The following is a 23,047-nucleotide window of genomic DNA, read 5'->3' as shown; positions in this document are numbered from 1 at the left end:
ACCTCACGACCACCTCGGCGGGGGGACGGTTCGACACGACGGGCCGGCCGGGCGAGGCCGACACACGCCACGACTGTCGGACGGACATTGCATCCCAACGAACTACGCCAGCCGTTATCAATCTTGGTACTAGGGAACTAATATCATCACCAGCGCATGGGATGGGTAGTTCCCGCGCGAGTTTCGGTAGTTCGGAGAACTAGCTGCCCGTACACTCCTCGTTTCGTTGGTTTTCTCCCTCGCCATGGCTGGCCGGCGCTGGTATCGTCCAGAACCGCAGCGTGTTCGCCGAAGGTCGCTGCTCGCGTCCGCCCGTAGCGAGTCCCCTGACCCATGCGGGCGAGGCGTGGGACACGCCAGACCGGGACACGGCGGACCGACTCCGGAATCCTTATGCCCACGTTGCCACCATGTCCTGATAGCGCCGGTGTAGCTCAGCTGGCAGAGCGAATCCTTCGTAAGGATTAGGTCGAGGGTTCAAATCCCCCCACCGGCTCTTTCTGACGCGAACTGCGCCCGGAGCGGCCGCCCTCTCCGTCTGCGCCCGGTTCCGAGCGGACGAGTCGCGGACCTGTCCGTCAGTTCTCCTATCGAGGATGTCGTGCCAGGAGTCGGTCGTGCTTCGCCAGTCGTCGGGCGTGGGTCTACTCGGCCTCAGCGCCCCGCTTCCGGAACACGCGCAGGGTGTCCCGGTCGAGACGTTCCGTCCGTTCCTCCTCGAACCCGCGTTCCCCGAACACGCGCCCCCAGTCACGATAGAAGAGGGGGAACTCGTCGTTGACGTAGTTCACGCCCGGGTCGTCGGGCGACCCCTCGCCGGGCCCCTCGTTCTCGACGGTGACGAGCGTGTCCGCCGTGACCCGTGCCACGTCGTCGAACGTCGTCTGGGCGTCCGGGTGGACGTGCTGGAGCGTCTCGACGGAGAAGACGGCGTCGTAGCGCCCGTCCGGGGTGTCCGCGAGGAGGTCCTCGATGGCCCCGAGGTGGAAGGTGCCCGCCTCGGCGAGGGCCGGGTACGTCTCCCGGAGAACGTCGAACGCGTCCTCGTTGATATCGATGCCGTGGAGGTCCGCGTACCCGCTCTCGTGGAGGTGGGCGAGGTGTCGCCCGGCACTGCAGCCGAGTTCGAGGACGCTCGCTCCGCGTCCGACCGTCGCCTCGAGCACCTCGCGGATGCGCTCGCTCGTCTCGTTGGGCCCGTAGTAGGCGTAGTACTCCGGGGAGAACTCCCCCGACCGTTCCGCCCACACTCGTCGGACCTCGTCTTCGTTCACCCCAGTGACCACCCGTCCCGCACGTAAAGCTACGGTGGGTCGGACGCCGGCGACGGCGCGCGACAGGCTATAGTCACGGAGCGCATAGCTTCTCGAGAGAGCCCATGTACCACGACATCCTCGTGCCCACCGACGGAAGCGACGGCGCGCGCGTCGCCGTCGACCACGCACTCGACCTCGCGACGACGTTCGACGCGCGACTCCACGCCCTCTACGTCGTCAACCCGATGTACGCGAGCGACCTCGCGGTCGAACGGGTCATCGACGCCCTCACCGACGTGGGTGAGCGCGCGACCGACGACATCGCGGACCGCGCCCGCGCCGCGGGCGTCGAGTGCGTCACCCGCGTCGAACGGGGGCCCGCCTACCGCCGCATCGTCGAGTACGTCGAGAACAACGACGTCGACCTCGTCGTGATGGGGACCCACGGTCGGACCGGCCTCGACCGCTACCTCCTCGGGAGCGTCACGGAGAAGGTCGTCCGCCTCTCGCCGGTGCCGGTCCTCACCGTCCGGATGACCGACGAGGACGAGGAGTGAGTCGTCCCCGCGCGACAGTCCCACACGGAGGCGGGTGTAGATACTTACAGCGCCGCGACGTATTCCCGGGCACCGAACGATGAGACGGACACGTCGACGCGACCGGCCGAGCACTGTGGCGCCGAGAACTCGCGGCCCGTGGGAGCCGACCGTCTCGGAGGTGCGGCGCTCGTGAGCCTCGCCCCGGTGGTCCTCCAGAGCGAGGTCCCCGCCTCGACGAACGCCGTCGTCGTGTTCCTCATCAGCCTGCTCGTGGGTGCGTTCGGCATCCACGTCGGCGCGCGCCTGCTGGTGGACAAGGACGTCGGCTACGGGCGGGCGGTGGTCGCGGCCCTCGCCGGCGCACTCGTCTGGGGGCTGGTCAACTTCTTCCTCGGGGGGCTCCCGGTCGTCGGCCCGGTGCTGGCGCTCGTCGCCTGGGTCGGCGTCATCAACTGGTCGTACCCCGGCGGGTGGGGGAGCGCGGCCGGTATCGGCCTCGTCGCGTGGCTGGCCGTGGAGGTCGTCCTCTACGTCCTCCACCTCGTCGGCCTCATCTCCATCACGGCGCTCGGCGTGCCGGGAGCCTGAGGGGCACGGGAGGAGGAGAGAGCGCTGCCGCCGCCCGCACGCTTATCGGGCGAGCGGTTCATCGTCCCATATGGCAGATAAGACGTCACACGGCGAGAAGCTCGCGCGCGAGGAGGCCGCGGACCGCCTCGAGGCGCTCGCACAGGAGATTCGCGACGGGTCGGGGAACGTCCGCGTGGGGAACAAGACGGTCGAACTCTCGCCCGCCGACAGCATCGCCTTCGAAATCGGCGTCCGCGAGCGCTCCTCCCTCCTCCGCGGGAACTACGAGACGGTCACGGTGAAGATGGACTGGAAGCCGTAACCGACCGACGCTCTTTCTCGCGTCCTCAGCGTTACCTCGTCAACCGCACGTCCAGACAGACGTTCTCCTCGTGTGGGGCGTAGGAACGCACCACGTGTCGGTTCTCGACGGTCACGTCGTACTCGGGTTCCGCGGCGGCGCGGATGGCCGCTTCACCGGGGCCGAAGGGGTCATCGTCAGACTGGATGTCGTAGTAGTGGAGCGTGCAGTCGTCGCCCGCGAGTCGCACCGCCGTCTCGAGGAACGCGTCGGCGCTGTGCGGGAGGTTCATCACGAGGCGGTCGGCCCAGTCGTCGTACCCCGAGAGTTCGCGCACGTCGCCCTCGATTGCGGTGACGCGCTCCGCGACGCCGTTTCGCTCGGCGTTCTCGCGCATGAAGGTGACGGCGGCCGGATTGAGGTCGACGCCGACCGCCTCGGCACCGCGGGCGGCGAACGGAATCACGAACGGCCCGACGCCCGCGAACAGGTCGAGGGCGTTCTCGCCCGCCTCGGTCTGTTCGGTCACCCGGTGGCGTTCGGTGGCGAGACGGGGAGAGAAGTAGACGGTGGCGAGGTCGAGTGCGTACTCGAAGCCGTACTCGCGGTGGATCGTCTCGGTGCCACCGGCGAGCACCTCCCAGTCGCGCACCCGCAACTCACCTTTCACCTTCGAGGCGCGGTTGACGACGCTGTCGAGGGGCAGGTCGCTCTCGACGATGGCGTCCGCGATGGCTCGCGCCCGGTCCTCGTCGTCCTCGTCGACGATGGCGATGGTCCCGATGCGCTCGTAGGAGGGTTCGAACCCGAGGAGGTCGGCGGGGAGCGTCTGGCCCTCGCGGACGGGCAGGTCGTGGGTCGTCACGTCGTACTCCGCGCCGACCCCCTCCGCGTCCGAGACGGGGACGTAGAGCCAGCCGCCCTCGACGGTTATCTCGTAGCCGTCGTGAACGAGACCGCGGTCGGCGAGGGCCGCTCGGGTCCGCTCGCCGTCCTGCGGGCGGACGCGGACGCACGGGACTTCCATACCTCCTCTGGACGACGGGCCGGGCTAAACGTGACGCTTCGCGGTGGGTGGCCCACGAGATCGACTCCGCGCGGGTTAAGCCCCCGCGTCTGTCAGGGGAACTATGCTCACCTTCGTCGGCCTCGGTCTCTACGACGAACGCTCCATCACCATCGAGGGCCGCGACGCCCTGCGCGCGTGCGACCGCGCCTTCGCGGAGTTCTACACCTCGCGGCTGATGGGCACCACCGTCGAGGACCTCGAAGCGTACCACGACGTCGACGTCGAGGTCAGAGACCGTGCGGGGGTCGAACGCGACCCCGAACCGATACTCGCGGCCGCGGAATCCGAGGACGTGGTCTTTCTCACCGCCGGGGACACGATGATTTCCACCACCCACGTCGACCTGCGGATGCGCGCCGAGGAGCGGGGCATCGAGACGCGCGTCGTCCACGGGACGACCGCCGGGGCCGCCGCCGCCGCCATCACCGGCCTCCAGAACTACCGCTTCGGGAAGGCCACCACCCTGCCGTTCCCCTACGCCCACGGCGGCGACGGCGTCCCGAAGAGCGTCGTCGACACCGTCGAGGCCAACCGGGAGCGCGGCCTCCACACGCTCGTCTACCTCGACATCAAGGTCGACCACAACCCGGGGAAAGAACGGGCGACCGGCGACGACGAGCGCGAACGGGAGGCGTTCATGCGCGCAGACTACGCCGCCGACCTCCTCGCGACCCACTGGGACGCCGACGCACTCGCCGTCGCCGTCTGTCGGGCCGGGTCGCCGGACCCCCTCGTCGTCGCCGATCGACTCGGCGCGCTCGCGGACCGGGAGTTCGGCGACCCCCTCCACCTGCTCGTGGTCCCGGGCGACCTGCACCTGCTGGAAGCCGACGCGATGCGCGCGCTGGGCGGCGCTCCCGAGGACGTGGTCGAGGAACGGACCGTCTGAGAACGAGCCGAACGAACTACTCTTCTGTCGACCCCGACCCCGACCCGGCGATGGCCGCCTGCAGGTCGTACTCGGTGCCCGTGAGCATGAACAGGGCGTCTTCGAGGATGGTCGTAATCTCGGGGAGTTCGCGGACCACGAGCCACGTGATACCGACGAGGGCGACGACCGAGAGCACCTGTGCGAGGATGCGGTCCGCGATGAAGTACGACACCATGTAGGGGTCGTTCGAGGCGAACATCGTCATCACCTGCCCGGGGAACAACTGGAGGCGTTGCTGGCCGAACGAGAGGCCGATGAAGGTGTTCCGGACGATGTTCAGCACGTAGATGACGGGGACGGAGACGGCGAGCGCTCGCACCTTGCGGTGGACCGGCGCGCGCACGGCCGCGATGGCACCCGCGAAGATGGCGATGCTCCCCAGTCCCGTACAGGCGATGCGGATGGTGTAGGTGATGCGGTGGTCCCCCTCCATGAACAGGAACGTGCTCCGGAGGTCGGGGCGGTCGACGACGGACCCGCTGACCACCCGGAAGTCCTCGGGGGCGGTCTGGCCGACCAGCCCCATCGCGAACTCCGTCTGGCGGGTGACCTCCTCGATAAGGAAGTTCCTGACCGGCGTGATGGACTCGAAGGTGAGGAAGACGAGCGCCATCCCGCCCACCGCACGCGAGAGGACGAGCAACGAGTCGCGGCCGCGCGCGAGGAGGTAGCCCGCATAGAGGCTCCCGGGGACGGCGACGAGACTGCCGATTCCCTCGACGATGCTCTTCGAGGTGATGGCGTAGTAGTGAATCAGCGAAAGCCAGAAGGCGGCGAACAGGACCCACCCGGCGACGGCCGTGTAGCGCGCCTCCGGGTCGCGGCCGGCCACGTCGAGGGCCGCCGCGAGGAGGAACGCCGCGACGACGAGCCACGCGAGGGGGTCCGAGAACTGGTGTGCCCACTCCAGCACGCCCAGTACGGTCCCGAGCATGTTTTCGAGGTGGTCTGTCGCGGGTATATGTCTTGCCGTTACGCCCGTTCGCCCCGCTCGCGCGTCGGACGATGGCCGTCGCTCGGGGCGTGGCGTCCGAAGAAATGAAACCGCAAGTGACCGGACGAGGTCCGGTGGTTAGCGTCGCTTAGTTGTTGCGGCGCACCGCGAGGAGCGCAGCGCCAACGAGCGCGACGAGCGCGACGAGGACACCGAAGCCAGGCCCGTCGCCGGACGTGGTGGTGGGCTCGTCAGTCGGACTGCTGGTAGCGGTCTCGGTCGTGTTGGAGTCGGGCGTGGCGGTCGCCGTAGCCGTGCCGTTGTCCGTGCCGTTGTCCGTACCGTTGTCCGTACCGTTCGTGCCGTTGCCCTGGCCGACCGTCAGCGTGGCCGAGGCAGTGACGATGTTACCGTCGGCGTCAGTGTACGGGCCGTCCTCCGAGCCGTCGGAGGAGACGAAGTCGTACTGCTGGTTGCCGTTGGTGTCCATGTGCGGCATCGCGATGACCGTGTGCTCGCCCTGCTCGAAGGCGGAGTCCAGGGACACGTTGATGTCGCTGTTCTCACCGGCCTCGAGGTAGTCGGACGTGCCACGGACGGACTCGATGGTCGCACCGTCCTGCAGCGTGCTGTCGTGAATCGTCACGAAGCCACCCTCGGGGAGGTTGGCGGACGCGACGGTCACGGTCTCGCCGTTCGTCGTCTGGTCCTCGACGGTGACGGAGGCGGAGCCGTTCTCCGACTCGTTACCCTCTTCGAGGGTCAGTTCCGCGGAGTCGGTCGACGGCTCACCGTTCTCGGTGTAGGGGCCGTCGTCCTCACCCTCGGAGGTGACGAAGTCGTACTGCTGGTTGTCGTTCGTGTCGAGGTGCGGCATCGCGATGGCGGTGCCGGACTCGTTGTACGGGTTGTCGAGCGTGATCTCGACGTTGCGGACTGCATCCTCGCCCGTGGGCTCGATGTAGTCCGAGGTACCGCGAACCGAGCTGAACAGCTCGCCGTCGAGCAGCGTGCTGTCGTGGATGGTGATGAAGCCACCGTCCGTGAGGACCGCGGCCGTGATGGTCACCGTCTGGTCGCTACCGTTGGCGACCGTCTGGTCCTGGATGTTCACCGAGCCGCGCTGTGCGGGCTCGACGACACCAGGGACGTCAGTCGGGGGTTCAGCGAACGTGCCGCCCGTGATGGACGCTTCGAACGTCGTGTTCGAGCTGACGCCCGAGAAGTTGAAGTTCGCCTCGAAGGTGCCGTCCTCCTGAACCTCGACCTCGTCGGTCATGAGGAACGGGCTGTCGCCCGCGGAGCGGACGCGCACGTTGAACTCCGAACCGGGTGCGACCGAGGTCGTACCCGTGATGGAGGCGTTGTTCTCGGCGCGGACAACGATGGTGTCCTCGCCGTCCATTTCCTCAGTGTCGAACTCGGCCGTACGGTCGACGATCTCGAACGTCTGGTTGAGTTCGGTGTCTTCGCTGACGAGCTTGGAGTCGGCGTCAAGCGTGAGCGAGACTTCGAGCTCCTGATCCGTGTCGATGCTGCTGGGGAGGTCGTCCGAGTCGATGACGACGTAGACGACGCCCTCACCGTCCGTGACGACGTTGTAATTGCCAGAGCCGATCTCCTCGGTGACAGGGTCGTCGTTCGGACCGGCCGTGGTCTCAGAGACATTGATGGTCGCGAAGTCGCTGAGCTGACCGCCCTGAAGTGCACCGAAGATGCCAGTGGCCTCGAGACGGTGGACGATTTCGTCGCCCTGCGCGATGGTGTTACGCTCCGTCGAGGCGTTCTCGATTTCGCTAACGGAGTCCAGATCGCTGTTTTCGGGTGCCGTCAGAAGGCTGAAGGAGCCGATGGAACCGTCGTTGACCGCGAGGGTCGCGACGTCGGTCTCCTGACCGCCGTGGCGCGCGCTCAGGTCGTAGGCGGCCTCGGACGAGATGATCTCGTCGAGAGTCGGCTCGGAGCCGACGACGCTGACGGAGTCGTCTTCGTCGGCGGCGCTGAAGGCGTCGCCAGCGTTGGTCGTGTTGTACGTGTTGAACAGGATGGTGACGTTACCGTCGGCGTCACCGTTCGCGCCGTCCTTCACGTTCAGCGTGACGTTGTAGTTGACGTCGTCGGAACCGATCTGAACCTCACCCGAGGTCGCACTGCCCTCAAAGTTCACTCCGATCTGGCCGACGTCACCGCCGATGACCTCGTAGACGGACTGCTCGAACTCGAGGCTGTCACCGGAGACAGCGCCGACGTTGACAGTCGCGTTCGCGCTCGCGGACGTGTCGACGACGTCGATGCTGAGCTCGTAGGAGCCCTCGAGGCCGGACGTGTCCAGCGCGATGTCCTTGGAGTTGCCGGAGACCTGAACGTTGCTCGGGTCCGCCTCGTTGGTGAGGAGGGTGTTGAGCTCCGTGTCACTCAGGTCGTCGGACGTGATTTCGACCGTGTAACCTGCGCGGTTGGAGTCAACGGTGAGCGTGTTGCCGTCGACTTCCGTGTTGAGGCTCTGCTCGGCGAGCGTGAACGAGCTGTCCACGGAATCGCCACTGAGCGTGTACGAGCCGGTCTCGAGGTTCTCGGTGTCGATAGTGACGCCGTTCGAATCCGCCGTGTACTGGCGGACGAAGTTGTCGTCACCGTCGACGAGCGAGTACGATTCACCGTTTACTGCGCTGCTCTCGATGAGGGTCTGTCCGACGAAGTATACGCCTCCGTCGTCCAGCTCCTCGTTGCCCGTAGACTGCGCGCCAGCGAGGCCGATAGATCCTACGAAGACCGAGAGGACCATCAGCGTAACCAGCAGAAGGCTACGAATCTTGTTGTGTGTACCTGTCATGGTTGGAATCTGGTTCTACCAGTGTGGCGACGGCACGGGTTCCGAAGATGCGACCACGTCGGTCGCGAAAGGTCGGGAACGTTGTACTGTCACCATGGGTAGGGGTACAGCCAAACGGTATGGCCGTCATTATAAATGCTTTCTGGTGAACTCAATAGTGTGTTAGGCTCTCTCAAGCCCGAAATCATCGGATATAGGCTTTGTGTCCCAATCGGCCGTTCGCACGACGAGTGTCTGACGCAAGTCGGACATAAGACTGACATATGGTCAGTAACCCGCCAATATATACTATCGTTCCCGATAACGTCCGCGTTGGTTCCGGTGGTCGACGAGCGTGAATCATCGCCGCTCGACCCCTGTATCGTGCGCACGGACTGTCGCCGATTGCGAACACTCTCGACCGGTTCGTTCGTGCTGGCTGGAAGAAACAGTTCGGGGCCGACGAGAAGGGTGCGATTATTCGACGCCGAACGTGTCGGAGAATACAGACTTTGGCGGACGTGCAGTGTGACTACCGCGTGACGACTTCTATCTCGTGGCCGTCGTTCGTCTTCCTGAACGCCCACCGTTTGCTGCGCTCGCTCGCCGGCCACCGGCCGACTCACTCACTGGCAAACCCTGGACGAAAACCTCGACTCGCTCCCGGTGGTCGCTCGCCGGGACGCGACCTCGCGACGCTCGGTCGCGGAGTGCTCGTGCGACTACCGCGTGACGACTTCTATCTCGTGGCCGTCGTTCGTCTTCGTGAAGGCGTAGTTGTGATCGCAGGACTCGGGGTCGCGGTAGTCCTCGGCGTGGCGGGTCATCAGCGTCTCCCACGCGTCGTCGAGGTCGTCCGTCCGGACGGCGACGTGACCCCACGAGTCGCCGATGTCGTACGTGCTGCCGTCGTAGTTGTACGTGAGTTCGACGCTCATCGCTTCGTCGGCGGCGTCCTCGGGTTTGAGGAAGTACAGCGCGAAGTCCTCGAACTCCTCGCGGCGGAAGAGGTCGTACTCCAGCTTGCGGGTGTACCAGCCGATGGCGGCGTCGGCGTCCTCGACGCGCATCATCGTGTGGTCGAGGCTCCACTCCACACCGTGGTCGCGCTGGACGATCTCGATCTCGTGGCCGTCGGGGTCCGTCACGAACGCGTAGCGCCCACCACAGGAGTCGGGGTCGCGGTAGTCCTCCACACCCTCGTCCATCAGTTCCTCGTAGGCGTCGTAGACGTCGTCGGTTCGGACGGCGATGTGGCCCCACGCGTCACCCTGCTCGTAGGTCCGGTCGTCGTGGTTGTACGTGAGTTCGAGGAGCGCCCCCTCGTCGTGCATCTCCTCGGGCCCGAGGAAGACGTTCGTGAAGGTGTCGGCCTCCCAGCGGCCCTTCTCCTCGTAGTCGAGGTGCGTGGTGTACCACTCGAGGCTGGCGTCCAGATCCTCCACGCGCATCATGACGTGGTCGAGAATCGCGTGCATACGTCCCCCTACACTCCCGGACGAGCGATAAGGGTGGCGGCACCGGCCCTCCGAACCGGGTTCGGGCTTCGTTCCTGTCGTCCTGTTCGCCGTTCTTTCGCTCACTCCACGCGCGCGCCCACCCACGCACGCACGTCTGACCAGTAGAGCCACCATGCCGCGGCGAGGAGGAAGAGGCTCCCGACGGGCAGGCCGACGTAGCCCGTCCGCCGGGAGAACCCCAGCGCGAGGGGGAACTGGCTCACCCCCGCGAACACGAGCAATCCGCCCGTGAGCCGTCGGTCCTCGACGCCGGCCACCCCGCCGAGCGCGCTCAGGAGGGCGACGGCGTACAGGCCTGCCCCGATGAGCCACGCGTCGATGAAGGCGAAGCGGCCGTACGACGAGAGCCGGAGGTAGTCGTCGACGCGGACGAGGAACCACGGGTTGTCGTTGACGAGGCCGAACGGGAAGACGAGCGTCAGGTCCGGTCCGAGGATGACCGTCCACGGGACGAACGCCAGGGCGACGAGCAAGAGGAGGCGTCGGGCGGCGCGCGGGTCGAAGCCGGGCGACCAGAACGGGGACTCCTCGTCCGATCCCGTACTCATCGAGTGACGGTCAGTCGGAGGACGTCCTCGTCGGCGAGTTCGTGTTCCATCCCGACCTGCTGTTCGTCGTGTTTCGCGCTGGGGCCGGAGACGCGCGCGAAGCGGAACCGCTCCTTGAAGTCCCCGCCGAGTTTCTCGCAGGCGCCCTCGATGGTGGACCCGCGTTCGAGGACGAGCGGTTCCTCGTAGTCCACCCCGCGTCCGGGCTTGTCCATGTAGATGCGCATGAGGCCGAGCGCCTCCCAGATGGACTCCTTGAGGCTCTCCAGCCCCTTCTGCTCTTCCGCACTGATGAAGACGGCCTCCTCGGGGTCGATGTCGCGCTCGCGCAACTGCTCGTAGACGGTCTGGAGGTAGTCCTCGTCGATGAGGTCGGCCTTGTTCACCGCGACGATGGAGGGGAGGTAGACGCGGTTGTCCATGAGGGCGTCCACGAGGCGGTCGATGTCGAGTTCCTCGCGGACGGTGACGTCCGCGTTGATGTAGTCGTACTCGCGCAGGACGCTCTTGATGGTGTCGTCGTCGAGGCCCACGTCGCCGCTGGTGGTGAGTTTGATGCCTCCTTTGTGTTTCTTCGAGACGCTGACGCTGGCGGGGGAGGTGTCCAGTCGAATCTTGTTGTAGTACAGTTCCTTCTGCAACTGGTCGTAGTGGTCGATGTCGAACACCGAGAGGACGAACAGGACGAGGTCGGCGGTCCGCACCACGGAGAGCACCTCCCGCCCGCCCCCGCGCCCGACGGCCGCGCCCTCGATGAGGCCGGGGACGTCGAGTAGCTGGATGTTCGCCCCGTTGTACTGGAGCATTCCGGGGTTGACGTTCAGCGTCGTGAACTCGTACTCGCCCACCTCGCTCTCGGCGTTGGTGAGCGCGTTCAGGAGCGTCGACTTGCCCACGGAGGGGAACCCGACGAGGGCGACGGTGGCGTCGCCGGTCTTCTCGACGGCGTAGCCCTGTCCGCCGCCCGCCGAGGACTGGTTCTCCAGTTTCTCTTTCTTCTGGGCGAGTTTCGACTTCAGCCGACCGATGTGCGCCTCGGTGGACTTGTTGTAGGGAGTGTTGGCTATCTCCTCCTCGATGGCCTCGATCTCCTCCTCAAGTCCCATTACTCCACGGTCCGCCACCGTCGGGCAAAAGCGTGTCCTTCCGCCCTGTCGGGGCGGGGTGACCCGTCTCCGCCGTGTGGCTCGCCGCGACGGTCACCGCTTTACGCCGCTGTCCCCAATCCGGGATATGGACAAACGGCGACTCGGGTACAACCTCCTGCTCGTCGGCCTCGCGTTCGTCGCGCTCGCCCACACCGCGCTCAGTTTCGTCTTCGAGACGGGACTCGCGACGGTCGGCGGGGCGGTGGCCATCCTCGCGCTGGTCGGACTGGTCGTCGTCAACCTCTGAGCGTTCCGAATCATCGACGTTCGCCGCCCGAGCGCCGGGACTTCAACATGTTAATACGGGGTGCCCGTGGACGAACAGACGATGAGCGACGCCGGACGGTTCCGCGACAGCACGCAGATCGTCCTCCCACGCGGAAGCCTCGAGGGACTCAAGGCGGACCTCGATCGGGAGTTCGTCCTCTCGTTCGTCGAGCGTGCCGACACCACCCGGATCATCGGCAGTCCCGTCGAGATCAAGGGCGCGAGCGAGTGGCTCACCCGGCAGGGCGTCGCCGTCCCCTGACCGTCCCCCGGACCCCCCTCTCCCGACCGTGTCACGCAGTCCCGGTGGGGACGTAGACGACAACTCTTAAACCCGCAAGGGCGGAACACAGCGGACATGGGAGGTACCATCGAAGTGCTCGTCCCCGGTGGCGAGGCCAACCCCGGACCGCCGCTCGGTCCGGAACTCGGCCCGACGCCCGTGGACGTGCAGGCTGTCGTGAGCGAGATCAACGAGCAGACGGCGGCGTTCGACGGCACCGAGGTTCCCGTCACCGTCACCTACGAGGACGACGGGAGCTTCGAGATCGACGTCGGTGTGCCGCCGACGGCGGCACTCGTCAAGGACGAACTCGGCTTCGAGACCGGCAGCGGTCGGCCGCAGTCGGAGTTCGTCGCGGACATGTCCATCGAACAGCTGAAGACCGTCGCCGAGCAGAAGCTGCCCGACCTGCTCGCCTACGACACGCGCGGGGCCGCCCTCGAGGTGGCCGGCACGTGCGTCTCGCTGGGCGTGACCATCGAGGGCGAGGACGCGCGCACGTTCAAACAGCGCGTCGAGGACGGCGAGTTCGACGACGAACTCGGCGAGAAGACGGCCGCCGCGTAACCCGTCCGGTTCTCTCTGTTCTCCACGGCCCGCCAGCGATGCCTCCCGGAGCGAACGTGTCGATATCGCCGCTCAGCGACCGACTGCCGCGGCGAGCGCCGTCCGACGTCCGCCTCGTGCTGGCGCGCTCGCGCACCCAGTTCGACGTGTTTAAGTCCGGGACACTAGACGATACACACGAGACAGGTTTCACGCCTGTTTCACGCCGTAGCAGCCATGTGGCGTACTACGGAGGTGAACAATGGCAGATCAGGCAATAGAGGACGCAGTCTCTCGCGCGTTGGAGGAGGCACCGCCGCGGAACTTCCGCGAGACGGTCGACCTCGCTATCAATCTGCGCGACCTAGACCTAAACGACCCGTCGAACCGTGTCGACGAGGGCATCGTGCTCCCGAACGGAACGGGTCAAGACACACGTATCGTCGTGTTCGCCGAGGGCGAAACTGCCCTGCGAGCCGAGGATGTCGCCGACGACGTACTGGGCGGCGACGACCTCGAAGAACTCGGTGACGACACCGACGCCGCGAAGGACCTCGCGGACGACACCGACTTCTTCATCGCAGAGGCGAGCATGATGCAGGACATCGGCCGATTCCTCGGGACCGTACTCGGTCCCCGCGGGAAGATGCCGACCCCGCTCCAGCCCGACGACGACGTCGTCGAGACCGTCAACCGCATGAAGAACACGGTCCAGCTTCGCAGCCGGGACCGTCGGACGTTCCACACGCGCGTGGGCGCGGAAGACATGTCGGCCGAGGAGATCGCCGGCAACATCGACGTCATCGTCCGTCGGCTGGAGGCAAACCTCGAGAAGGGCCCGCTCAACATCGACCGCATCTTCGTCAAGACGACGATGGGCCCGGCGGTGGAGGTAGCCTAAATGTCCGCAGAGAGCGAACGCAAGACAGAGACCATCCCCCAGTGGAAACAGGAGGAGGTCGACGCGCTCACCGAGACGCTCTCGCGCTACGAGAGCGTCGGCGTGGTCAACCTCGCGGGCATCCCCAGCCGGCAGCTCCAGGCCATGCGCAAGGACCTGCACGGCACGGCGGAACTGCGCGTCTCGCGCAATACGCTGATGGTCCGCGCACTGGAGGAGGTCGACGACGGCCTCGAACAGCTCGTCGAACACATCGAGGGGCAGGTCGGTCTCATCGGGACCAACGACAACCCCTTCGGGCTGTACAAACAGCTCGAGGAGTCGAAGACGCCCGCCCCCATCAACGCCGGCGAAGTCGCACCCAACGACATCGTCATCCCCGAGGGCGACACGGGCATCGACCCCGGTCCCTTCGTGGGTGAACTCCAGCAGGTGGGTGCCGACGCCCGCATCCAGGACGGCTCCATCCAGGTGCTCTCCGACTCGACGGTCCTCGAGGCCGGCGAGGAGGTCGACGCACAGCTGTCGAACGTCCTGAGCGAACTCGGCATCGAACCGAAGGAGGTCGGGCTCGACCTCCGCGGCGTCTACTCCGACGGCGTGTTCTTCGACCCCGAGGAACTCGCCATCGACGTCGAGGAGTACCGCGCCGACATCGAGAGCGCGGTCGCCGCCGGGCGCAACCTCTCGGTCAACGCCGTCTACCCGACGGCCCGCACCGCGGACCTCCTGCTCGCCAAGGCGAGCAACGAGGCCCGCTCGCTCGGGCTCTTCGCGGCCATCGAGAGCCCCGACATCGCGGACGACCTCGTCGCCAAGGCCGACGCGCAGATGCGCGCGCTCGCGGCCCTCATCGACGACGAGGAGGCGCTCCCGGAGGAACTGCGCGGTGCTGACCTCGCCGCCCCCGACACGGCTGGCGAGGAGACCACCGACACCGACGAGGGCGAGGACGAACAGGCAGACGACCAGGAAGCCGACGCCGACGACACCGACGACGAGGACGACGACGAGGACGGTGGCGACGCGCTCGGCGCGATGTTCGGATAACAACGAGGAATTCAACCAATGGAGTACATCTACGCAGCACTCATCCTGAACGAGACCGGCGAAGAGATCAACGAAGACAACCTGACCAGCGTCCTCGAGGCCGCTGGTGTCGATGTCGAGGAGTCCCGCGTGAAGGCGCTCGTCGCCGCACTCGAGGACGTCGACATCGAGGAGGCCGTCGAGCAGGCCGCCGCCGTCCCCGCCGCCGGTGGGGCCGCGGGCGGTGCCAGCGCGGGCGGCGAGGCCGACGAGGCAGCCGACGAGGGTGCCGACGAGGCCGAGGAAGCCGACGCCGACGACGGCGACGACGAGGAAGAGGAGGACGACGCCTCCGGCGAAGGCCTCGGCGAGCTCTTCGGTTAAACGGGACCGCGCGGCTCCGGCCGCAGTCCCGACTGCGAACCTTCTCGTTCTTTCGCGCGCCGAGCGACGGCACCGTCCGGCGCTCGCGGACGACCCGTGAGTTCAAGTGCGGTGACGGGACCACTCCGGCGCGATGGACCCTCGCCTCGCCGTCGCCCCGGAGTTCGCACTCTCCCTGCTCGCGTTCACGCTCGGGGGCTGCGTGCTGGGGACCGCGAGCGGTCTCGTCCCGGGGCTCCACGCGAACAACATGGCGCTCCTGCTGGCGGCGGTCGCGCCGCACGCGCCCGGCCCCCCCGCGCTCGTCGGGTGTGCGATGCTCGCGGCGGGCGTCGTCCACACGTTCCTCGACGTGGTGCCCGCGCTCGCCCTCGGGGTGCCGGACCCGGCGATGGCCGCGGGGGCGCTCCCCGGCCACCGTCTCGTCCTCGAAGGGCGAGGGAGGGAGGCGCTCCGGCTCTCGGCGCTCGGGAGTGGCGTCGCCGTCGTCCTCACCGTCCCCCTCGCGATACCGGTGACGGAGGCGGTCACGGCAGTGTACCCGACAGTCCGCTCGAACCTCCCGGTCGTCCTCGGCGGGACCGCCCTCGCCCTGGTGCTCACCGAACGCGACTGGCCGGCCCGACTCGGCGGGGCCTGCGCGTTCGCCGCCAGCGCCGCCCTCGGGCTCCTGACGCTCGACCTGCCCGTCGGCGGCCCGCTGGCGGGGAGCGTCCTCACGCCGCTGTTCGCGGGGCTGTTCGGCGTCCCCGTCCTCCTCGACGCCGTCGGCGGTGCGGGCGTCCCGCCGCAGGAAGACGCGCCCGTGTTCGTCTCCCGCGGGGCAGTCGCCGGTCTGGGCGGGGTGGGCACGCTCGCGGGGGCGGTGGTGGGCTACCTCCCCGGCGTGTCGAGCGCCGTCGCGGCGACGCTGGCGCTCCTCGCCGTCCCCGGCAAGTACGGCGCGCGGGGGTTCGTCGTCGCCACCAGCGGCGTCAACACCGCGAACACCATCTTCGCGCTGTTCGCCCTCGTCGCCCTCGGCAGTCCCCGGACGGGCGTCCTCGTCGCGCTGTCGGAGACGGGGGTGCCCGCGGACGGGGGGACGCTCCCCCTCTTGCTCGGCGCGGTGGCGCTGGCGGCGGTCGCGGGGTTCGCCCTCGTCGTCGTCCTCGGGGACGCCTACCTCGAAACCGTGGGTCGGGCGGACTACACCCGCCTCTCGCTGGGCGTGCTGGCGATGCTCTGCGTGCTCTCGTACCTGTTCGCCGGGGCCCTCGGCGTCGGGATTCTGGCCGCCGCGGGCGTCGTCGGGCAGGTCCCGGTCCGCTTCGGCGTCCGCCGGGCACACCTGATGGGCGTGCTGATGGGGCCGCTGGCGCTGGGCGCGTAGGCGAAGCGCCGGGAGGCAGTCGGCGGTCGGAGTCGGGAGTCCCGTCCAGACTACGGGAACCGGATGGTCCGTTCACCGGGGTCGACCTCGGTGGTCGCACCGAGGGGGAGTGGCAACACCGGCGCGGTGTGGCCCACGTCGAGGTCGAAGACGACCGGGAGGTCCGGGGCGTAGGTATCGACCGTCCGCGTGACCGCCCGGCGCTGGGCCGTCCGGTAGCGCTCACGTTCGGCCGGGTCCCGCGAGGGCGTCTCGGGACGGCCGACGAGGAGTGCTGCGAGGCTTCCGAGGGCGCCCCGTTCGCCGAGGACGGTGAAGAACCGCTCGACGGCGGCCGGCGGCGGCGTCTCCCCGGACGTCTCGACGACGAGGACACAGCCCTCGGGGTCGGCGAGGGGGCCGGGGGCCCCGAGGGCGAGTTGCATCCGGAGCATCGACAGGCATCCCCCGACGAGGGGGCCGCGAACCGGAGTCTCGTCGGCACCCGGCAGGTGCCACGTCCAGCCGTCGCCGGGGTACCACGACCGGACCGTCCCCTCCTCGAAGTCCGCGTACTCGTCGGTCCACTCGTCGGCGGGGTCGACCTGCCCGTGCGAGGTCGACCGGAGCGCCCGCCGGACGTGCCGGCGGGTGTAGGGGTGCATCTCGTCGTCGGCGACGAGGTCCGGGAAGAGCTGGCCCCCGTAGTGCGAGACCTGCCCGCACCGCGTGAGCAGCGAGTGGAGGTGGGTGTTGTCGCTGCCCCCGAGAAAGCGGGTGGGGTTGCGTTCGAGGACGTCGAGGTCGAGTCGGGAGCGCACCTGCACGGCGACGTTCCCGCCCATCGTGGCGACGACGCCGCGAATCGACGGGTCGGCGAACGCCCGTTCGAGGTCGGCGGCGCGTTCCTCGGGGTGGTCCCGGAGCCACTCCGTCTCGCGGCGCGCGGTGGGGTAGACCACGGGGTCGACGTCGAACGAGCGGAGTCGGTCGAGTCCGCGGTCGAAGGCGGCGGGGGCGGCGTGCGACGGGGAGAGGACGGCGACACGGTCGCCCGCCTCGACGGGCGGGGGGTACTCACAGGGCGTCATTCGGACGATGGACCCGATACGCGGAGGGCGAAGAAGAACGACAGGCCTGCAGGGACACCGGCGACCCGCCGGGGCCGCTCTCGGACGTCATCAGATGTACTCCAGTCGGCGGAAGTACGCGAGCATGACGAGGGCGACGAGACCCATCCCGAGCATCGCGGCGGGGTAGGCGTACGGCCAGGCGAGTTCCGGCATGGCGTACGCCCCGTCGGCGAAGTTCATGCCGTAGACGCCCGCGATGAACGTCAACGGGAGGAAGACGGTGGCGACGACGGTGAGCGTCTTCATCACCTCGTTGGTCGACTGCGAGACCGTGTTGAGGTAGATGTCTCGCGCGCCGCGAACGAGGTCGCGGTACGTCTCCGTGAGGTCCACGACCTGCACGAGGTGGTCGTAGACGTCCCGGTAGTACTTCTCGTTCTCCCGGCGAATCTGGTCGGGGTCGCCGCGCGCGAGGACGCCGACGGCCTCGCGCGTGGGCCACGCCGTCTTGCGGAAGGCGAGCAGGTCGCGGCGGACGCCGTTGATGCGTTCGAGCGTCTCGATGCCCGTCGAGACGAGCACCTCGTCCTCGATGGTCTCTATCTGGGACTCGACGTGGTCGAGCAGTTCGAAGTACTCGTCGACGAGCCGGTCGACGACGCGGTAGGCGGTGAAGTCCGCCCCGCGTTCGAGCAGTCGCTCGTCGCCGCGTTCCACCGCGGTCCACACCCGGTCGACCGCGGAGACCGCCTCCGTCGAGAGCGTACACACCCAGTCGTCGCCCAGGAAGACCCCGACCGGTTCGTCGCGGACCTCCTCGTCGAAGGGTTGCTCGCCGCGGGCGAGTTCGGCCTCCTTGACGAGGACGAACGTGTAGGCGGCGAACTCCTCGGTCTTCGGACGGGCGTTGCGAACCACGTCCTCCACCCCCAGCGGGTGGATGCCGAACGCGTCGGCGACCCGGTCGAGTTCGTCGATGGTGGCTTCGGTCGCCCTGACCCACGTCGTCCCGTCGGCCTCGCGGGCGGCGACGAGGTCCTCGTCGCTGTCGACGGGGACCACCCGGACCCCGTCGTGGTTGTAGACGACGACCTGTATCATCCCCACCCTCCCGACATGGCGACGAGCGCCACCCCCACCATCAGCCCCGTCAGGGTGAGCGCGCGGCCCGGATAGGCCGCCTCGGCGCCGACGACGTACCCGACGAGGGCGAGCCCCGTGACGAGGAGCCCGACCGCACGGACGCGATTCATACCCCGCTCTGACGGCGCTCCGAGGAAAAGGTACGCCTCCGCGCCGAGGGCGACGGGGGACCCCGCCTCAGGGGAGGCGGAACGTCGGCCCCTCGTCGGTGTCCTCTACCTCGACCCCGAGGGCCTCTAGCCCGTCGCGCAGGCCGTCCGCCTTCTCGTAGTTGCCCGCCGCGCGCTCCCGTTCGCGCAGATCGAGGACCAGTTCGACGACTTCGCCCGCGACGGTGACGTCCCCCTCGCTCCCCTCGGTACCGAAGGCGAGTCCGAGGACGTCCCCACCGAGTTCCTCGAACGTCTCGACGGCCTCGCGCAACCCTCGATAGTCGAAGCACTCGGACTCGTCGGCGTGGCGATTCACGGCCCGCCCGAGGTCGAGGAGGGCCGCAATCGCCTCCCGGGTGTTGAAGTTCTCGTTCATCGCCTCGGTGAACGCCTCGCGGGTCGATTCGACGGTCCCGCGGAGGGCCTCGTCGGTGACGGTGGCGTAGGCGTCGGGGCCGTCTACTGCCTCCGTCGCCCGCTCGTAGGCGCGGTCGAGTCGTTCCCAGCGCTCCTCGGCCTCCGAGATGGTGGCCTCGGAGTAGGTCTGCCGGGAGTCGTAGGCCGTCGAGAGGAGGAACGTCCGGACCACGTCCGCGCCGAGTTCGGCGATGGCGTCCCCGACGGTCCAGAAGTTGCCGAGGCTCGAACTCATCTTCTCGCCGTCCATCTCCAGCAGGCGGACGTGGAGCCAGTATCGGGCGAACGGTTCACCCGTGGCCGCCTCGCTCTGGGCCACCTCGTTCTCGTGGTGCGGGAAGACGAGGTCCTGCCCGCCCATGTGGATGTCCAGCGTCTCCCCGAGGTGCGTCATGCTCATCGCGGAGCACTCGATGTGCCACCCGGGGCGGCCCTCGCCCCACGGCGAGTCCCACGTCTGGGCACCCTCGGAGGCCTCCTCGGCCGGGGCCGCCCCCTCGTGACGGTGTTCCGCGACGTCGCTCGCGGGGACGCCGCCGGCCTTCCAGAGGGCGAAGTCGGTCGGGTTGCGCTTCTCCGAGCGTTCGTCGTCCGGCCCCTGCGATTCGAGGTCCTCGATGGACTGGTTCGAGAGTTTGCCGTACTCCTCGAACGTCGTGGTGTCGAAGTACACCGACCCGTTGGACTCGTAGGCGTGGCCGCCCTCCACGAGCGTCTCGATGAGGTCGACGATTTCGGGAACGTGTTCGGTCACGCGGGGGTACACCTCCGCGCGCTTCAGGTTCAGCGCGCGCATGTTCTCCAGTATCTCGGCGGTGTAGGTCCGCGCGACGTCGGCCTCGTCGTCGCCGGCCTCGCCGATGCGGGCGACGATCTTCTCGTTTACGTCCGTGATGTTCTCGACGTGTCGCACGTCGTAGCCCACGTGCGAGAGCCAGCGGTGGACCACGTCGGCGTGCGTCCAGAGGCGTGCGTGGCCGAGGTGGGCGGGGTCGGAGACGGTGAGGCCACAGACGTAGAGGAGCACGGTGTCGTCCTGTGGCTCGAAGGCCTCCCGTTCGCCCGAGAGCGTGTTGGTCACGCGTAGGGTCATCGGTGGGAGTTCCACGGAGGCGCGTTTCAATCCGTCGGAACCGTGAGAGCGCCTCGCGCCCCAGGCGTGCCACCTAACAGCGAGGCACCCCGACGCCCCGTGTGACCAGCACCGCCCCTCCCGTCGAACGGGCGCACCGCGAATGTGCCGAGCGGTTCGACCCGCCCGCTTGCACCACGAGCGCACCCGGCCGTGTCAACCTCGTCGGCGGCCACACCGACTACAACGACGGCTGGGTCCTCCCCGCCGCCATCGACCGCCGAACCGCCGTCGCCGCACGAGAGAGGGACGACGACCGACTGCGCGTCTCCTCGGAGGCGACGGACGAGGAACGCGTCGTCCCCCTCGACGGCGACTCCACTGGGACGTGGACGGACTACGTCGCGGGCGTGACGTGGGCGCTCCGCGAGGAGGGCGTCTCGACGCCCGGGGCGGACCTCGCTATCGCCAGCGACGTCCCACCCGGCGCGGGTCTCGCCTCGTCGGCGGCGCTGGAAGTCGCCGTCGCGGGCGCGCTGTGTGAGTTGGCTGAAGTCGTCCCCGACCCGACGGACCTCGCGCGGACCTGCCGACGTGCCGAGAACGAGTTCGTCGGCGTCTCCTGTGGTGTCCTCGACCAGTTCGCCACCGTCTTCGGACGGGCGGACCACGCCCTCGAACTCGACTGTCGGAGCCTCGACGCCGAGTACGTCCCCCTCGACGCCGACCGGGCGCGACTGGTGGCCGTCGATACGAACGTCCACCACGAACTCGCCGACTCTGCCTACGGCGAGCGACGGGCGACCTGTGAGCGCGGGGTCGAACTGCTGGCCGCCGAACTCGACAGGGACTTCGACGCCCTCCGCGACGTCACCCCGGAGGCGTTCGCGCGCGTGGCTCCCTCGCTCCCCGAGACCGTCGAACTGCGGTGTCGCCACGTCGTCCGGGAGAACGAGCGAGTGCGCGAGGCGGCCGACGCACTTCGACGGGAGGACTACGAGACTGCGGGCGACCGGATGTGGGCCTCCCACGCGAGCCTGCGCGACGACTACGAAGTGAGCTGTGCGGAACTGGACGCGGTCGTAGAAATTGCCGGCGGGATCGAGGGCGTCTACGGGGCACGGATGACCGGCGGCGGGTTCGGCGGGAGCGTCGTCGCCCTCGTCCGCCCGGACACGGTCGACGCCTTCCGGGAGGCCGTCGACCGCGAGTACCCCGAGCGAACGGGGAGGGAAGCGGACGTCTACGCCTGTGCGCCCGACGACGGCCTCCGCGTGGAGTCAGTCTGAGTCTGACTGGCTCAGAGCACGTCCTCGACGATTCGGAGCGCCGTCGGCCCGTCGCGGCGTTCGACCACGACGAGGAGAGAGTCCCCCGCGACGCCCGCCGCCGTCGCCGGTACGTCGGCGGCCTCCAGTCGGCCGACGACGTTCGCCAGTAGCGGGGCGTCGACGGTACCCGACGCGAGGATGCCCGTGAGCGACCCGCCGTCGGCGAGAGTCGTCCCGCCGACCCGGAGGAGAGAGTCGTCACTCTCGTCGGCCCCGTTGCTCTCGACGGGGCCGAGGCCGCTCTTCATCGAGACGCGGGCGTCTCCACGGGGCGGTTCGTACTCGTCCAGTTCCCCCGCGAACCGTCGGAGCGCGGCGGTGACCGTCTCCTCGTCGGCGTCGGCGAGCGCGTCTGACTCCTCGGCGAGCAGCCGGGCGGCGGCGGCGTAGTTGACGACGCCCGCGCGGAGGGCGTCGTGGAGGAACGGTCGGGCCCGGACGGCGTCGCGGGCCGCGGCGGCGAGTGACATGTGCCCTCCCGCGGGGCGTCGGGACATAAGCGCCGCGGGTCGCCGGGGACGAAGGCCCTAAGCCGCCGCTCCCCCTAGCCGTGGCAATGTCACAGGCGCTCGTCATCGTCGCCCACGGGTCGCACCTGAACCCCGATTCGAGCACGCCGACGTACGACCACGCCGACACCATCCGCGCCTCCGGCGCGTTCGACGAGGTGCGCGAGGCGTTCTGGAAGGAGGAGCCGTCCTTCCGGGAGGTACTCCGAACCGTCGAAGCCGACGAGGTGTTCGTCGTGCCCCTGTTCATCTCGGAGGGGTACTTCACGGAGGACGTCATCCCGCGCGAACTCCGCCTCGACGACTGGGACGTCTCGGAGTGGGACTCCGACGGCACCAGCGCGAGTCACGCCACCCTGCGGGCGGGAGACGTGGACAAGACGGTCCACTACTGCGGGCCGGTCGGCACGCACGGCTCGATGGCCGACGTCATCGTCCAGCGTGCGGAGACGGTCACCGGCGACCCGGACGTGGGGCCCGGGTTCGGCCTCGCCGTCGTCGGCCACGGCACCGAACGCAACGAGAACAGCGCGAAGGCCATCCACTACCACGCCGACCGCATCCGCGAGACGGGCCGCTTCGACGAGGTGGAGGCTCTGTTCATGGACGAGGACCCCGAGGTGGACGACGTCGCCGAGTTCTTCGAGAGCGACGACGTGGTCGTCGTCCCCCTGTTCGTCGCCGACGGGTTCCACACGCAGGAGGACATCCCCGAGGACATGGGCATCACCGACGACTACCGGACGGGGTACGACGTACCAGCAGAGGTAGACGGGACGAACATCTGGTACGCCGGTGCGGTGGGGACCGAACCGCTGATGGCCGACGTCATCCTCGAACGCGCCGCCGAGGCGGGGGCGGATGTCGGGGACGCCATCGACAGGGTGCGGGCGGAGACGGGCGGCGTCGCCGGCGACTGAGTGCCGAGTTCCCGCAAACCCGCCGCACGCCACCGCTATCG

At 68.3% G+C, this 23,047-nt stretch carries 25 protein-coding genes and 1 tRNA gene; 14 read left to right on the top strand and 12 right to left on the bottom strand.

The window, feature by feature from the left end:
- Window positions 1–423 precede the first annotated feature (423 nt).
- Window positions 424–496: transfer RNA gene (locus NKG96_RS07685), tRNA-Thr, on the top strand.
- 148 nt (window positions 497–644) lie between these two features.
- Here NKG96_RS07685 and NKG96_RS07680 read toward each other — a convergent pair.
- Entirely contained in the window at window positions 645–1,274 is a 630-nt protein-coding gene (locus NKG96_RS07680) for a class I SAM-dependent methyltransferase (RefSeq protein ID WP_254537945.1), read from the bottom strand.
- A gap of 104 nt (window positions 1,275–1,378) precedes the next feature.
- Between NKG96_RS07680 and NKG96_RS07675 the strand changes: the two genes are divergently transcribed.
- From NKG96_RS07675 to NKG96_RS07665, 3 genes are all read left to right on the top strand, one after another.
- Window positions 1,379–1,813 (top strand): universal stress protein, encoded by a 435-nt coding sequence (locus NKG96_RS07675; RefSeq protein WP_254537944.1) that lies wholly within the window; start codon window positions 1,379–1,381, stop codon window positions 1,811–1,813.
- 171 nt (window positions 1,814–1,984) lie between these two features.
- Entirely contained in the window at window positions 1,985–2,383 is a 399-nt protein-coding gene (locus tag NKG96_RS07670; protein WP_254537943.1) for a hypothetical protein, read from the top strand.
- 70 nt (window positions 2,384–2,453) lie between these two features.
- Window positions 2,454–2,687 (top strand): amphi-Trp domain-containing protein, encoded by a 234-nt coding sequence (locus NKG96_RS07665; protein WP_254537942.1) that lies wholly within the window; start codon window positions 2,454–2,456, stop codon window positions 2,685–2,687.
- A 31-nt stretch (window positions 2,688–2,718) separates the two neighbouring features.
- Here NKG96_RS07665 and NKG96_RS07660 read toward each other — a convergent pair whose 3' ends face one another.
- Window positions 2,719–3,693 carry a class I SAM-dependent methyltransferase gene (locus tag NKG96_RS07660; RefSeq protein ID WP_254537941.1) on the bottom strand — a complete coding sequence of 325 codons (975 nt, stop codon included), beginning with the start codon at window positions 3,691–3,693 and terminating at the stop codon, window positions 2,719–2,721.
- A gap of 103 nt (window positions 3,694–3,796) precedes the next feature.
- Between NKG96_RS07660 and dph5 the strand changes: the two genes are divergently transcribed.
- A complete protein-coding gene (gene dph5 / locus NKG96_RS07655; protein WP_254537940.1) occupies window positions 3,797–4,624 on the top strand; it encodes a diphthine synthase in 828 nt (275 codons plus the stop codon).
- A gap of 16 nt (window positions 4,625–4,640) precedes the next feature.
- Here dph5 and artA read toward each other — a convergent pair whose 3' ends face one another.
- The 5 genes from artA to NKG96_RS07630 all read right to left on the bottom strand — a co-directional run bounded on the left by artA (window position 4,641) and on the right by NKG96_RS07630 (window position 11,586).
- On the bottom strand, window positions 4,641–5,600 hold the full coding sequence (gene artA / locus NKG96_RS07650) for an archaeosortase A (protein WP_254537939.1): 960 nt from the start codon (window positions 5,598–5,600) through the stop codon (window positions 4,641–4,643).
- Between the two features lie 148 nt (window positions 5,601–5,748).
- The gene (locus tag NKG96_RS07645; RefSeq protein WP_254537938.1) at window positions 5,749–8,433 is read right to left on the bottom strand and encodes a DUF7282 domain-containing protein; all 2,685 of its coding nucleotides are present in this window, start codon (window positions 8,431–8,433) and stop codon (window positions 5,749–5,751) included.
- Between the two features lie 701 nt (window positions 8,434–9,134).
- Window positions 9,135–9,890 carry a VOC family protein gene (locus NKG96_RS07640; RefSeq protein WP_254537937.1) on the bottom strand — a complete coding sequence of 252 codons (756 nt, stop codon included), beginning with the start codon at window positions 9,888–9,890 and terminating at the stop codon, window positions 9,135–9,137.
- A 101-nt stretch (window positions 9,891–9,991) separates the two neighbouring features.
- Window positions 9,992–10,480, bottom strand: coding sequence for a TIGR04206 family protein (locus tag NKG96_RS07635; RefSeq protein WP_254537936.1), 489 nt, complete (start codon window positions 10,478–10,480; stop codon window positions 9,992–9,994).
- On the bottom strand, window positions 10,477–11,586 hold the full coding sequence (locus NKG96_RS07630; RefSeq protein WP_254537935.1) for an OBG GTPase family GTP-binding protein: 1,110 nt from the start codon (window positions 11,584–11,586) through the stop codon (window positions 10,477–10,479). Before NKG96_RS07630 ends, NKG96_RS07635 begins: the two co-directional genes overlap by 4 nt.
- 127 nt (window positions 11,587–11,713) lie before the next feature.
- Here NKG96_RS07630 and NKG96_RS07625 point away from each other — a divergent pair, with 127 nt between their 5' ends.
- The 7 genes from NKG96_RS07625 (at window position 11,714) to NKG96_RS07595 (ending at window position 16,410) form a co-directional block, all read left to right on the top strand.
- Window positions 11,714–11,875, top strand: coding sequence for a hypothetical protein (locus NKG96_RS07625; protein ID WP_254537934.1), 162 nt, complete (start codon window positions 11,714–11,716; stop codon window positions 11,873–11,875).
- Between the two features lie 81 nt (window positions 11,876–11,956).
- Window positions 11,957–12,157, top strand: a complete 201-nt coding sequence (locus NKG96_RS07620) for a VNG_1110C family protein (protein WP_254537933.1) — start codon at window positions 11,957–11,959, stop codon at window positions 12,155–12,157.
- A 96-nt stretch (window positions 12,158–12,253) separates the two neighbouring features.
- Window positions 12,254–12,745: a 50S ribosomal protein L11 gene (locus NKG96_RS07615; RefSeq protein ID WP_254537932.1), complete on the top strand. Its 492-nt coding sequence runs from the start codon at window positions 12,254–12,256 to the stop codon at window positions 12,743–12,745.
- A gap of 241 nt (window positions 12,746–12,986) precedes the next feature.
- A complete protein-coding gene (locus tag NKG96_RS07610) occupies window positions 12,987–13,625 on the top strand; it encodes a 50S ribosomal protein L1 (RefSeq protein WP_254537931.1) in 639 nt (212 codons plus the stop codon).
- Complete coding sequence (locus NKG96_RS07605) at window positions 13,626–14,675, top strand: 50S ribosomal protein L10 (RefSeq protein ID WP_254537930.1); 1,050 nt, start codon at window positions 13,626–13,628, stop codon at window positions 14,673–14,675. It abuts the gene before it with no gap.
- An 18-nt stretch (window positions 14,676–14,693) separates the two neighbouring features.
- A complete protein-coding gene (gene rpl12p, locus NKG96_RS07600) occupies window positions 14,694–15,038 on the top strand; it encodes a 50S ribosomal protein P1 (protein WP_254537929.1) in 345 nt (114 codons plus the stop codon).
- A 133-nt stretch (window positions 15,039–15,171) separates the two neighbouring features.
- Complete coding sequence (locus NKG96_RS07595; RefSeq protein WP_254537928.1) at window positions 15,172–16,410, top strand: tripartite tricarboxylate transporter permease; 1,239 nt, start codon at window positions 15,172–15,174, stop codon at window positions 16,408–16,410.
- Between the two features lie 50 nt (window positions 16,411–16,460).
- Here the strand turns inward: NKG96_RS07595 and NKG96_RS07590 are convergent, their stop codons facing one another.
- The 4 genes from NKG96_RS07590 to cysS all read right to left on the bottom strand — a co-directional run bounded on the left by NKG96_RS07590 (window position 16,461) and on the right by cysS (window position 20,267).
- Window positions 16,461–17,480, bottom strand: coding sequence for a S66 family peptidase (locus NKG96_RS07590; protein WP_254537927.1), 1,020 nt, complete (start codon window positions 17,478–17,480; stop codon window positions 16,461–16,463).
- Between the two features lie 90 nt (window positions 17,481–17,570).
- Complete coding sequence (corA, locus tag NKG96_RS07585) at window positions 17,571–18,563, bottom strand: magnesium/cobalt transporter CorA (protein WP_254537926.1); 993 nt, start codon at window positions 18,561–18,563, stop codon at window positions 17,571–17,573.
- Window positions 18,560–18,715, bottom strand: coding sequence for a hypothetical protein (locus NKG96_RS07580; RefSeq protein ID WP_254537925.1), 156 nt, complete (start codon window positions 18,713–18,715; stop codon window positions 18,560–18,562). The genes corA and NKG96_RS07580 overlap by 4 nt, the downstream gene beginning before the upstream one ends.
- A 67-nt stretch (window positions 18,716–18,782) precedes the next feature.
- Window positions 18,783–20,267: a cysteine--tRNA ligase gene (gene cysS, locus NKG96_RS07575; protein WP_254537924.1), complete on the bottom strand. Its 1,485-nt coding sequence runs from the start codon at window positions 20,265–20,267 to the stop codon at window positions 18,783–18,785.
- 101 nt (window positions 20,268–20,368) lie between these two features.
- Between cysS and galK the strand changes: the two genes are divergently transcribed.
- Entirely contained in the window at window positions 20,369–21,535 is a 1,167-nt protein-coding gene (gene galK / locus NKG96_RS07570) for a galactokinase (RefSeq protein WP_254537923.1), read from the top strand.
- A gap of 11 nt (window positions 21,536–21,546) precedes the next feature.
- Here galK and NKG96_RS07565 read toward each other — a convergent pair whose 3' ends face one another.
- The gene (locus NKG96_RS07565) at window positions 21,547–22,047 is read right to left on the bottom strand and encodes a DUF7523 family protein (RefSeq protein WP_254537922.1); all 501 of its coding nucleotides are present in this window, start codon (window positions 22,045–22,047) and stop codon (window positions 21,547–21,549) included.
- A gap of 86 nt (window positions 22,048–22,133) precedes the next feature.
- On the opposite strand from NKG96_RS07565, the gene NKG96_RS07560 reads away from it, so the two are divergent.
- Window positions 22,134–23,006, top strand: coding sequence for a CbiX/SirB N-terminal domain-containing protein (locus NKG96_RS07560; protein WP_254537921.1), 873 nt, complete (start codon window positions 22,134–22,136; stop codon window positions 23,004–23,006).
- Window positions 23,007–23,047: the final 41 nt, after the last annotated feature.

Source organism: Halomarina litorea (assembly GCF_024227715.1).
Lineage (GTDB): Archaea > Halobacteriota > Halobacteria > Halobacteriales > Haloarculaceae > Halomarina > Halomarina litorea.
Note: the sequence above shows the minus strand (reverse complement) of the source record. Positions and strands in the feature narration are given on the sequence as shown.

Excerpts from the sequence above, each read along its gene's own strand:
- NKG96_RS07675 (WP_254537944.1), top strand. The coding sequence starts at position 1,379 with ATGTACCACGACATCCTCGTGCCCACCGACGGAAGCGACGGCGCGCGC.
- NKG96_RS07595 (WP_254537928.1), top strand. The coding sequence starts at position 15,172 with ATGGACCCTCGCCTCGCCGTCGCCCCGGAGTTCGCACTCTCCCTGCTC.
- cysS (WP_254537924.1), bottom strand. The coding sequence starts at position 20,267 with ATGACCCTACGCGTGACCAACACGCTCTCGGGCGAACGGGAGGCCTTC.
- NKG96_RS07625 (WP_254537934.1), top strand. The coding sequence starts at position 11,714 with ATGGACAAACGGCGACTCGGGTACAACCTCCTGCTCGTCGGCCTCGCG.
- rpl12p (WP_254537929.1), top strand. The coding sequence starts at position 14,694 with ATGGAGTACATCTACGCAGCACTCATCCTGAACGAGACCGGCGAAGAG.
- NKG96_RS07560 (WP_254537921.1), top strand. The coding sequence starts at position 22,134 with ATGTCACAGGCGCTCGTCATCGTCGCCCACGGGTCGCACCTGAACCCC.
- NKG96_RS07660 (WP_254537941.1), bottom strand. The coding sequence starts at position 3,693 with ATGGAAGTCCCGTGCGTCCGCGTCCGCCCGCAGGACGGCGAGCGGACC.
- NKG96_RS07645 (WP_254537938.1), bottom strand. The coding sequence starts at position 8,433 with ATGACAGGTACACACAACAAGATTCGTAGCCTTCTGCTGGTTACGCTG.
- NKG96_RS07590 (WP_254537927.1), bottom strand. The coding sequence starts at position 17,480 with ATGACGCCCTGTGAGTACCCCCCGCCCGTCGAGGCGGGCGACCGTGTC.
- NKG96_RS07580 (WP_254537925.1), bottom strand. The coding sequence starts at position 18,715 with ATGAATCGCGTCCGTGCGGTCGGGCTCCTCGTCACGGGGCTCGCCCTC.
- artA (WP_254537939.1), bottom strand. The coding sequence starts at position 5,600 with ATGCTCGGGACCGTACTGGGCGTGCTGGAGTGGGCACACCAGTTCTCG.
- corA (WP_254537926.1), bottom strand. The coding sequence starts at position 18,563 with ATGATACAGGTCGTCGTCTACAACCACGACGGGGTCCGGGTGGTCCCC.
- NKG96_RS07630 (WP_254537935.1), bottom strand. The coding sequence starts at position 11,586 with ATGGGACTTGAGGAGGAGATCGAGGCCATCGAGGAGGAGATAGCCAAC.
- NKG96_RS07610 (WP_254537931.1), top strand. The coding sequence starts at position 12,987 with ATGGCAGATCAGGCAATAGAGGACGCAGTCTCTCGCGCGTTGGAGGAG.
- NKG96_RS07665 (WP_254537942.1), top strand. The coding sequence starts at position 2,454 with ATGGCAGATAAGACGTCACACGGCGAGAAGCTCGCGCGCGAGGAGGCC.
- NKG96_RS07635 (WP_254537936.1), bottom strand. The coding sequence starts at position 10,480 with ATGAGTACGGGATCGGACGAGGAGTCCCCGTTCTGGTCGCCCGGCTTC.
- NKG96_RS07565 (WP_254537922.1), bottom strand. The coding sequence starts at position 22,047 with ATGTCACTCGCCGCCGCGGCCCGCGACGCCGTCCGGGCCCGACCGTTC.
- NKG96_RS07640 (WP_254537937.1), bottom strand. The coding sequence starts at position 9,890 with ATGCACGCGATTCTCGACCACGTCATGATGCGCGTGGAGGATCTGGAC.
- dph5 (WP_254537940.1), top strand. The coding sequence starts at position 3,797 with ATGCTCACCTTCGTCGGCCTCGGTCTCTACGACGAACGCTCCATCACC.
- NKG96_RS07620 (WP_254537933.1), top strand. The coding sequence starts at position 11,957 with ATGAGCGACGCCGGACGGTTCCGCGACAGCACGCAGATCGTCCTCCCA.
- NKG96_RS07605 (WP_254537930.1), top strand. The coding sequence starts at position 13,626 with ATGTCCGCAGAGAGCGAACGCAAGACAGAGACCATCCCCCAGTGGAAA.
- NKG96_RS07615 (WP_254537932.1), top strand. The coding sequence starts at position 12,254 with ATGGGAGGTACCATCGAAGTGCTCGTCCCCGGTGGCGAGGCCAACCCC.